This is a genomic window from Mesorhizobium sp. M7A.F.Ca.US.006.01.1.1, assembly GCF_003997935.1.
In the GTDB taxonomy this organism is placed as follows: Bacteria; Pseudomonadota; Alphaproteobacteria; order Rhizobiales; family Rhizobiaceae; genus Mesorhizobium.
This window is the reverse complement of the sequence record NZ_RZQL01000065.1, coordinates 20,047-29,145: the sequence shown is the minus strand read 5'-3', so window position 1 is coordinate 29,145 and position 9,099 is coordinate 20,047. Positions and strand designations below refer to the sequence as shown.

The 9,099-nt window shown below is 62.5% G+C and carries 7 protein-coding genes; 1 reads left to right on the top strand and 6 read right to left on the bottom strand.

The features are described from left to right. The 5 genes from mltG to fabD all read right to left on the bottom strand — a co-directional run. On the bottom strand, positions 1-1,211 hold a 1,211-nt coding region (gene mltG, locus EN943_RS13805), incomplete at its 3' end, for an endolytic transglycosylase MltG (RefSeq protein ID WP_127413014.1). A 102-nt stretch (positions 1,212-1,313) separates the two neighbouring features. Continuing rightward, positions 1,314-2,576, bottom strand: a complete 1,263-nt coding sequence (gene fabF, locus EN943_RS13800; protein WP_013532515.1) for a beta-ketoacyl-ACP synthase II — start codon at positions 2,574-2,576, stop codon at positions 1,314-1,316. Positions 2,577-2,611: 35 nt separating this feature from the next. Next, positions 2,612-2,848 (bottom strand): acyl carrier protein, encoded by a 237-nt coding sequence (locus tag EN943_RS13795; protein ID WP_127413013.1) that lies wholly within the window; start codon positions 2,846-2,848, stop codon positions 2,612-2,614. Between the two features lie 211 nt (positions 2,849-3,059). Beyond that, complete coding sequence (fabG, locus tag EN943_RS13790) at positions 3,060-3,797, bottom strand: 3-oxoacyl-[acyl-carrier-protein] reductase (protein WP_127413012.1); 738 nt, start codon at positions 3,795-3,797, stop codon at positions 3,060-3,062. Positions 3,798-3,855: 58 nt separating this feature from the next. Continuing rightward, positions 3,856-4,797: an ACP S-malonyltransferase gene (fabD, locus tag EN943_RS13785; protein WP_127413011.1), complete on the bottom strand. Its 942-nt coding sequence runs from the start codon at positions 4,795-4,797 to the stop codon at positions 3,856-3,858. Between the two features lie 277 nt (positions 4,798-5,074). Between fabD and EN943_RS13780 the strand changes: the two genes are divergently transcribed. Further along, positions 5,075-7,003 carry an LTA synthase family protein gene (locus EN943_RS13780; protein WP_164778188.1) on the top strand — a complete coding sequence of 643 codons (1,929 nt, stop codon included), beginning with the start codon at positions 5,075-5,077 and terminating at the stop codon, positions 7,001-7,003. A 42-nt stretch (positions 7,004-7,045) separates the two neighbouring features. On the opposite strand, the gene EN943_RS13775 is transcribed toward EN943_RS13780, so the two are convergent. After that, entirely contained in the window at positions 7,046-8,707 is a 1,662-nt protein-coding gene (locus tag EN943_RS13775; protein ID WP_127413009.1) for a pilus assembly protein, read from the bottom strand. Positions 8,708-9,099: the final 392 nt, after the last annotated feature.

The window sequence follows — 9,099 nt, the reverse complement described above, 5'->3', positions numbered from 1 at the left end:
CCGTCAGCCGGCCCACTGCCAGCCGGCTTGACGGCATTGCTGTCGCCGGCGCCAGTCGTCTTGGCGGCTTTGGCGGCATCATCGGCCTGCTTCTTCAGCAACGCGCGATAGCGGGCGACATTCTCGTTGTGCTCGTCCAGCGTCGCGGCAAAGACGTGCCCGCCGGTGCCGTCGGCGACGAAATAGAGGTCGTCGGTCTTCGACGGATTGGCCACCGCCTCCAGCGCTGCACGACCCGGATTGGCGATCGGCGTCGGCGGCAAGCCGCTGATCACATAGGTGTTGTAGGGCGTCTGCTTCTGGATGTCCGACTGGTAGATCGGCCGGTCCGCCGGCTTTCCCTTGCCGCCGAACAGACCGTAGATGATGGTCGGATCGGATTGCAGGCGCATGCCCTTGGCAAGCCGGTTCAGGAAGACGGCGGCAACCCGTGAACGCTCGTCACCCTTGCCCGTCTCCTTCTCGACGATCGAGGCCAGCGTGACGAACTCCTCGACATTGGCCAGCGGCAGGTCCGGCGCGCGCCGCTGCCAGACATCGTCAACCAGCTTCTGCTGATCCGCCAGCAGCTTGTCGACCATCTGCTGGCGTGTCGCGCCGCGCGTGAAGCGCAGGGTGTCGGTGGCGAGGCTGCCCTCCGGCGGCGTGGTTGCCGGCATGTCGCCGCTCAAGGCAGTCTCCTCGGCGATGCGCTGCAATGCCTGGTCGACTGTCAGTCCTTCAGGAATGGTCAGCGAATACATCACCGACTTGCCGCTCTTCAAAAGCTCCATGATATCGCGCATGGACGCCCTGGGCTTGATCTCGTACTCGCCGGCTTTCAACGCGGAATCATTGCCGAAGGCCCGCACGCCAAGGCGGAATACCCGGGCATCGCTGATCAGGCCGCGGCGTTCGAGCTGGTCGGCGATATCCTGAACGCCGGTGTTTGGCTTGACCAGGAAGGTATCGCCATTGGCGGAGGGGCCGGGCTCGGTGAATTCCTGCTTGCCGAAATAGACCGCGACGCCGGCCGCCAGAACCACCAGCATCACCGAGGAGATGACGAAGTTCATGAACACGACGACCTGGCTGCGTGACGCACGCGAGCGCTTCGGCGGCGGCGTGCCGGCTTCAGGCCGCAACGCCTCGCTGGCCGTTTTCGGCACGATCGGGCCGGATGTCGGCGGCCGTTGCCCGAATTCTCCGTTGCCTGCCGGATTTGTGTTCATTTCGCCCTACCGTTTGATCGCCCAACGAATCCCCAGCGGCAGAGTAGGGGCGAATATGGCAAAATTGACGGCACGCCGAAGCGTCGCCCGATAGCCGGTCGATCAGCCATTGTAGCGCTGGAAGACCAACGACGCGTTGGTCCCGCCAAAGCCAAAGGAATTGGACAGCGCCACGTCGATCTGGCGGGCACGCGGCTTGTTCGGCACCAGGTCGATCGCGGTTTCGCGTTCCGGGTTATCGAGGTTGATGGTCGGCGGCGCGACATTGTCCCTGATGGCCAGGATCGAGAAGATCGCTTCGGCGGCACCCGCCGCCCCAAGCAGATGGCCGATCGACGACTTGGTCGACGACATCGAAATCTTCGACGCGGCATTGCCGACAAGCCGCTCGACAGCGCCGAGCTCAATCGTGTCGGCCATGGTCGAGGTGCCGTGCGCGTTGATGTAGTCGACATCGGCAGGCGTCAACTTGGCCCGGTTGAGTGCCGCCGTCATGCAACGGAAGGCACCATCGCCATCCTCGGCGGGCGCCGTGATGTGATGCGCGTCGCCGGTGAGACCATAACCCGTCACCTCGGCATAGATCTTGGCGCCGCGCGCCTTGGCATGTTCGAGTTCCTCGAGCACGACAACGCCGGCGCCCTCGCCCATGACGAAGCCGTCGCGGTCGCGATCATAGGGGCGCGACGCCGTTTGCGGCGAATCATTGCGTTCCGTCGACAGTGCCCGGCATGCGGCAAAGCCGGCGATCGACAGCCGCGTCACCGGCGCTTCGGCGCCACCGGCAACCATCACGTCGGCATCGCCCCACATGATCAGCCGGGCAGCATCGCCAATGGCGTGCGCACCGGTCGAACAGGCCGTGACGACGGCATGGTTAGGGCCTTTCAGCCCATGCCGGATCGAAACCTGTCCGGAAACGAGATTGATGATCTGGCCCGGGATGAAGAAAGGGCTGATGCGGCGCGGGCCGCGCTCCTTGAGGATCATCGCATTCTCGGCGATGCCCTCGATGCCGCCGATCCCGGAGCCGATCAGGACGCCGGTGGCGCACTGCTCTTCATGCGTCTTGGGTTCCCAGCCGGAATCCTTCAGCGCCTCGTCGGCGGCGGCAATCCCATAAAGGATGAAGTCGCCGATCTTGCGCAATTCCTTCGGCTCGAGCACGGCCTCGGGATTGAAGGTGGCATTGCTGCCGTCACCACGCGGAATGACGTGGGCGATCTTGCAAGCAAGATCCTCCACCTCGAACTCGGTGATGCGCTTGGCAGCGCTGCGGCCGGTCAGAAGTTCCTTCCAGCTGTGCTCGAAGCCCATGCCGAACGGCGACAGCAACCCAAGGCCCGTGACGACGACACGCCTCATCGCAGGTCCTCCCCCGGTGATGACTGCGGAAAGCGTCAGGCCGATGCCTTGTCGATGTACTTCACGGCATCGCCGACGGTCAGAATGGTCTCGGCCGCGTCGTCGGGAAGCTCGACGCCGAATTCTTCTTCGAACGCCATGACGAGTTCGACGGTGTCGAGGCTGTCGGCGCCCAGATCATCGATGAAGCTCGCCTGCTCCGTCACTTTGTCGGCATCGACGCCAAGGTGCTCGATGACGATCTTCTTGACGCGCTCTGCGGTGTCACTCATTTGGGCATCCTCGTCTTTTGTTTGTCTGTCTTCGTTAGCGGGCAGAATGCCGCTAATCAAGCTGAAAGATGGTCCTGCCGGAAACGCAACGGCTACGGACCGGTTTTTGCCCGAACCGCCGGGTTGCGGGCCGCATTACACGAAAAATAGCTGAGGTCCAAGCCGAAATGGTCTCTTTTCACAACCCGCCGGCGTTGCTGCCGAACCTCGTTCAAATCATCGCCATGCCGCCATTCACATGGACGGTCTGGCCGGTGACGTAGGCGGCTTCGTTGGAGGCGAGGTAGGCGACGGCGGACGCGACTTCAGCGCTGGTGCCCATGCGGCGCGTCGGGATGGCCGCCATGATCGCCTCTTTCTGCTTGTCGTTGAGCTTGTCGGTCATCGCCGATTCGATGAAGCCAGGCGCGACGCAGTTGACGGTGATGTTGCGGGTGGCGATCTCCTGCGCCAACGATTTGGAAAAGCCGATCATGCCGGCCTTTGAGGCGCAGTAATTGGTCTGGCCGGGATTGCCGGTGACGCCGACCACCGAGGTGATGTTGATGATGCGGCCATGGCGGCGGCGCATCATCGGATGGGTGAGTTCGCGGGTCAGCCTGAACACGGCGGTCAGGTTGACCTCGAGCACGGTGTCCCAGTCGGCATCCGACATGCGCACGAACAGCCCGTCCTTGGTGATGCCGGCGTTGTTGACCAGGATGTCGACGCCTTCGAGATCGGCCTCCGCCTTCTGGCCGAGCGCCTTGACCTCGTCACGGTTGGACAAATTGGCCGGGAACAGCTTGACCCGGTCGCCAAGCTCGCCAGCCAGCGCTTCCAGTTTCTCGACGCGGGTGCCATGCAGGCCAACGATAGCGCCCTGCGCATGCAGCATCCGGGCGATCGCCTCGCCGATGCCTCCTGTTGCGCCGGTGACGAGCGCCTTGCGGCCAGTCAATTCGAACATTTTTGTCTCCTGATTGAGAAGAGAACACCCTTTACAGGGAATGGGATCAAATGGCGCTTTATGCAAGCGCCGCCAGCACTGCCTCGACCTCAGCCGCGGAGCCGACCGACCCGGTGGCGATGTCGCGGTTGATACGCCGTGCCAATCCCGAAAGCACCTTGCCGGCGCCAATTTCGTAAAGCGTGGTAACGCCGTTGGCGCCGAACCATTCCACCGTCTCGCGCCAGCGCACGCGGCCGGTTATCTGTTCGACCAGGCGGCGGGCGATCTCGTCGGGATCGCTGGTCGGGCTGACCGTGACATTGGAGAGGACGGGAACCACCGGCGCGTTCCTTGCCACGCCGGCCAGGGCTTCGCGCATGACGTTCGCGGCCGGCGCCATCAGCGCCGAATGGAAGGGCGCGGACACCTGCAGCATCAGCGCGCGCTTGGCGCCTTTCTCGGTGCACAGTTTTGCCGCCAGTTCGACCGCGGCCCTGGCGCCGGAAATGACCAGTTGGCCGCCGCCATTGTCGTTGGCGATCTGGCAGACAGAGCCTTTGGCGGCTTCCGCGCAAGCGGCTTCGACATCGACCTGTTCCAATCCGATGATCGCCGCCATGGCGCCCTCGCCGGCCGGCACCGCCGCCTGCATGGCATTGCCGCGGATGCGCAGCAGTCTGGCGGCATCGGCAACCGAAACGAAGCCTGCGGCCGCGAGCGCCGAATATTCGCCCAGCGAATGACCGGCGACATAGGCGACCTTGCCTTTCAGCGAGAAGCCGCGCGATTCCAGCGCCCGGATCGCGGCCAGCGACACCGCCATCAGCGCCGGCTGCGCGTTGGCGGTCAGCGTCAACGCCTCTTCCGGCCCTTCCCAGATCAGCTTCGACAGGTTTTCGCCGAGCGCGTCGTCGACTTCCTGGAAGATTCTGCGCGCCTCGGGAAAGGCGTCGGCGAGATCCTTGCCCATGCCGACTGCCTGGCTGCCTTGTCCAGGAAAGGTGAATGCAACGGCCATGCGCGGGCTCCCAAGGGCTGGTTTTGCTTGCCTGATAGACGAGTTTTTCTTGCCTGTGACGCAAGGCGGGGCGCCAAGTCAAGCCCGGTTCGACCCCGCCCGACGGCAGCTTCATCCGCCGAGTGCCTGTTCCGAAAGGCTTTTTGGCGATCACTCCTGATGAAAACCGCTCACGATTCGTTTGCTGGCTCTTCTTATTTTGGCCACAGGCGCTAGCTTTGCGTGACAATTCCATGACAATCGAGTGACGTGCTTGTCGCTGGGTGGGGAAGTTAAAGTGGCAAAGAGTTACAAACGCGCCGGCAAGGCCGCGCCACAGTTCCTGGAAGACGATCCCTCCACCGGCTATCTGCCGGGCAGGAGATGGCCGGTCGTGCGCTATGGGCTGATCAGCCTGGCGATCGCTGCCGTCCTGGTGTTTGCCATCGAACTGATCGTGCGCGGCGACTTTGCCGGCACGGTCTCGTTCTTCCTGCAGCCGCTCAAGCCGGGCTGGACCACCATCGTCGTGTTTGCGCTGATCCTGATCGGCCTCGATGCGGTGCTCGGCCGTAGCCATCAGAGCCTGATGATCGTCGCGCCGCTGACGCTATCCCTTGCCTTCGTCGGTCATCAGAAGTCGCATTATCTCGGCGATCCGCTCTACCCGACCGATTTCCTCTATGCCCGCCAGATCTTCGCGCTGTTGCCGCTTTTGGTGCGCGACCGGCCGATGACCGCGCTCGCCATGGTCGTCGGCATCGTCGCCGGCCTGTCACTGCTCGTCTATGGCTGGCGGATGTGGCGCCGCAAGGTTCCCGCGCTCAGCCGCAAGGGACGCCTTGCGCGGCTGACGCTGGCAGTGCCGTTGCTTGCCTTCTTCGTTTCGATCATGGACTACGCCACCTTCTCCTGGACCAGGGATCGGCTGCAGATCATCCCGATCATGTGGGACCAGAAGGAAAACTATGCCTCCAACGGCTTTGCGCTGGCCTTTGCGCTCAATGTGCCGATGGCGCATGTCTCGGCGCCGCCGGGCTATTCCGACAAGGCGATCGCGGCGATCGCCAGGTCGGATGTGACCGCCTCGGTGCCGGCCGAGAAGCCGGACATCATCATCGTCATGAGCGAATCCTTCTGGGATCCGACCAAGCTGCCTGGCGTCACCATCACGCCCGATCCAATCCCCAATGTGCGGGCGCTGCGCTCGGGCTCGATGTTCTCGCCGGAGTTCGGCGGCATGACCGCCAATATCGAGTTCGAGGCGCTGACCGGCTTCTCCAACGCGTTCCTGCCTGCCGGCAGCATCCCCTACCAGCAATATGTGCGCACGCCGACGCCTTCGCTGGCAACCTTCCTCAAGAGCCAGGGTTACCGGGCGCACGCCATCCATCCCGGCACCAACTGGTTCTGGAACCGTGGCGCGGTCTACGCCGATTTCGGCTTCAACGATTTCAAGTCGGAAGAGACGCTGCCGCCCATGCAAAAGCGCGGGCCGCTGGCATCGGATGCCGCGATGACCGACGAGATCATCAGCGAGGCCGACGCCAGCGATGAGCCGGTGTTCTTCTTTGCGGTCAGCCTGCAAAACCACGGTCCCTACGAGCCGAACCGCTATTATAATCCGACGCATAAGGTGCAGGCGCCGATCAGCCAGTGGGCGCGCGAATCGCTGCTCAGCTACGCCGAGGGCTCAGCCGATGCCGACCGTGGCCTTGAGCGCCTCGTCGAATGGGCGAAGAAACGCTCCCGCCCCACCGTGATCGCCTTCTTCGGCGACCATCTGCCGCCGCTTGGGCCGGTCTATGTCGAAACCGGCTTCCTCAAGGACAATGTTGCGCCGCGCAAGGAAGCGTCGCCCGAGGCTGCCCTCGAGCATCATGAGACGCCGCTGGTCATCTGGTCGAACCGCACCGGGCCGGCTGAGCACATGGGCGCCGTCAGCCCGGCCTTCCTGCCCTATCATATCCTGAAGACGGCCGGCATCAGCCATCCCTACTACACCGGCTTCCTGGGCGAGATGAGCGAACGCTACCGTGTCGTCGACCGCAATTTGTTGCTGACGCCGACTGGCGAGGCCACGCCCGATTGGGCGCGGCAGAAGGAGATCGATCCGGCGATCCGCGATTTCCGCTTGCTGCAGTACGATATGATGTTCGGCAAACGCCATGCGGCGCCCGACTTCTTCCCCGAAACGGTCGACAAGATTGTCGCCCACACAAGTTGAGACAGCACTTCCCTCAGAGCCGGCTGGTCTCGGATCCCGTGTTCAGTTCGTCAATTGCAGCTTCGAGAACTTGTTGGCAATCTGCTGGAAGACGTCCGGCAGTTTGGTCGGGTCGTTGACGGCATAATAGTTGCTCGGATCCGAGGCGCAGGCGCTGTAAAGCGCGCGGTTGGCTGCGGTGTCGGATTGCAGCACCATGGTGTAGATTTGCACGCCCTCGTTCTTCAATTGCGTGCAGACGTTTTTGGTCCAGCCGTCGACATTGCGCGCAGCGGTCGTCTGGTTGTCCGATCCGAAGCGGCCGCCGGCCAGATAGCCATAGGATGTGTAATCCGACTTTGTCGGTTCTTGTTCGCTGGCGCCATAGACGACGTTCTCGCCGTCGGTGAGCAACAGCACGATCTTGCTGATGCCGGGCGTCTTCCACGGCGCTCCATCGGTATAGGGCGCGGCAGGCGACAGCACCCGCATACCCCATGACAGGCCCTCGGAGACATTGGTGCCCGAACCGTTCCACTCGGTCATCTGATTGGCCGCCTTGCGCAGCTTGTCGAAATCGTCGGTCAGGGGGACCACCGGAGTCGGACACGCGCGGTTCGGGCCGATAGTGATGGGAGAGCCGATCTCGGTGATGAGTTCCTTGGCGGGCGCGACATATTTGGCGATCTTTTCCCTGGCAGCCCTGTCATCGGGCGACAGAAGTTCGATGAGGTTGCCGAGCAGGTTGCTGAGATCGATGCCCAGAATGTTGATGCCCGACTGGGCAAGCCTGGTTTTGTCGCTGACATCGTTGAGATAGGAGTTGTTGTAGTATTTATCCGAATTGCCATAGGAGCCAGACGGCTTTTGGGCATCTTCGGGATCGTCCGGCGCAAAGTACGGCACGAACAGCGTGTCGGGCTTGGCCGGGTCGGGTGGCGTGTCGGAGATATTGTAAGCCCCTGGCCGCGCCTCGACACAACCCTTCCATCCGGTGCCATTCCATCCGGCATCGGTCCATCCGGTCTTCTTGAGCTGTTTGAAGAGCGCCATGTGGTTCGGCCGCTTGCCGTCGATCACGGGAAAATTGACGCCGTTGGTTGAGGACTTACCGTCCATGTCGATCCAGGACGGGTCGAAGCCGTCGCCATTGACGTTGACGGCGGTCACGAAAGGAACCAGCGAGGCGCGGATCTTGCGCGTCGGCGATTTCGCCGCTTCGAGCGTGTCGAGCAACGATTTTGTCGCCGTCCTCAGCGCCGTCATACGCGCTCCGGCCATCGAGCCGGTGTTGTCCAGCACCAGCACGACTTCGAGCTGGTTGTTCGATTCGACCGCCGAGGCATCGACCACGATGTGCTTGCTGTCGCCGAACAGGAAGGCGAAGTTGAGATTGACGTCCGCCGAGGCAACCGCCTTTGTCTTGACGAAGTTGACGCCCTTGTCGACAGTCAACGTTGCCTGCGCATTGCCGAGCTCGCCATGACCGACGATGTTGGCCTGGAAATAGCGGTTGAAAGCGTCATTGCGGGTGATGTCGAGATCGCCAAGGTGCGAAGAAGCAAGGTTTGCCGAATCGAGAGCGTTCTGCAAATTGCTCTTGGCCCGCATAAGGGTCGAGACATCGGTTGCGAAAGCGACAGCCGTCAGGATGACCGGCAAGCCCAGTCCCAGCACAAGCGTGAAATTGCCGCTCTTCGAGCGCCAGAATTTGTTGAGAAGCATCCTTACCCCCGGAAATGCTTGCCGCTTTTGCGCGGCTGTCCGGGCTTTTGCGCCTTCCATGATGAATCGACCGTTGACTGCCGGCTTCAACTCCACACAACCTGCAGGTGTGGTTAAGACGTGGTTGCCGGAAACCAAAACTTCAGCGGTCGCGGCTTCCCGATTGTCGGCTGTGACACACGCGAATGCCGCTTGCCCTTGCTTTGCGGCCGCATTGCTGTATAGACGCCCGCAATCTGCCGGTCCTTGCTGGGGGCTGAACGGAGGGCCGGAGGTTTTTTAGAACCTTCGTGTGAAGCCGGAAGTGCTTCCGCCTCCCGTGTCTCCGCTCTCGACCGTCTCGTCATGCTCCTTTCTTCCCCCTGCCCCTTCGAGGGTTTGCGGGTCAGAGA

Coding starts and splice junctions, on each gene's coding strand:
- fabF (WP_013532515.1), bottom strand. CDS start 2,576: ATGAGGCGTGTCGTCGTCACGGGCCTTGGGTTGCTGTCGCCGTTCGGC.
- EN943_RS13795 (WP_127413013.1), bottom strand. CDS start 2,848: ATGAGTGACACCGCAGAGCGCGTCAAGAAGATCGTCATCGAGCACCTT.
- fabG (WP_127413012.1), bottom strand. CDS start 3,797: ATGTTCGAATTGACTGGCCGCAAGGCGCTCGTCACCGGCGCAACAGGA.
- fabD (WP_127413011.1), bottom strand. CDS start 4,797: ATGGCCGTTGCATTCACCTTTCCTGGACAAGGCAGCCAGGCAGTCGGC.
- EN943_RS13775 (WP_127413009.1), bottom strand. CDS start 8,707: ATGCTTCTCAACAAATTCTGGCGCTCGAAGAGCGGCAATTTCACGCTT.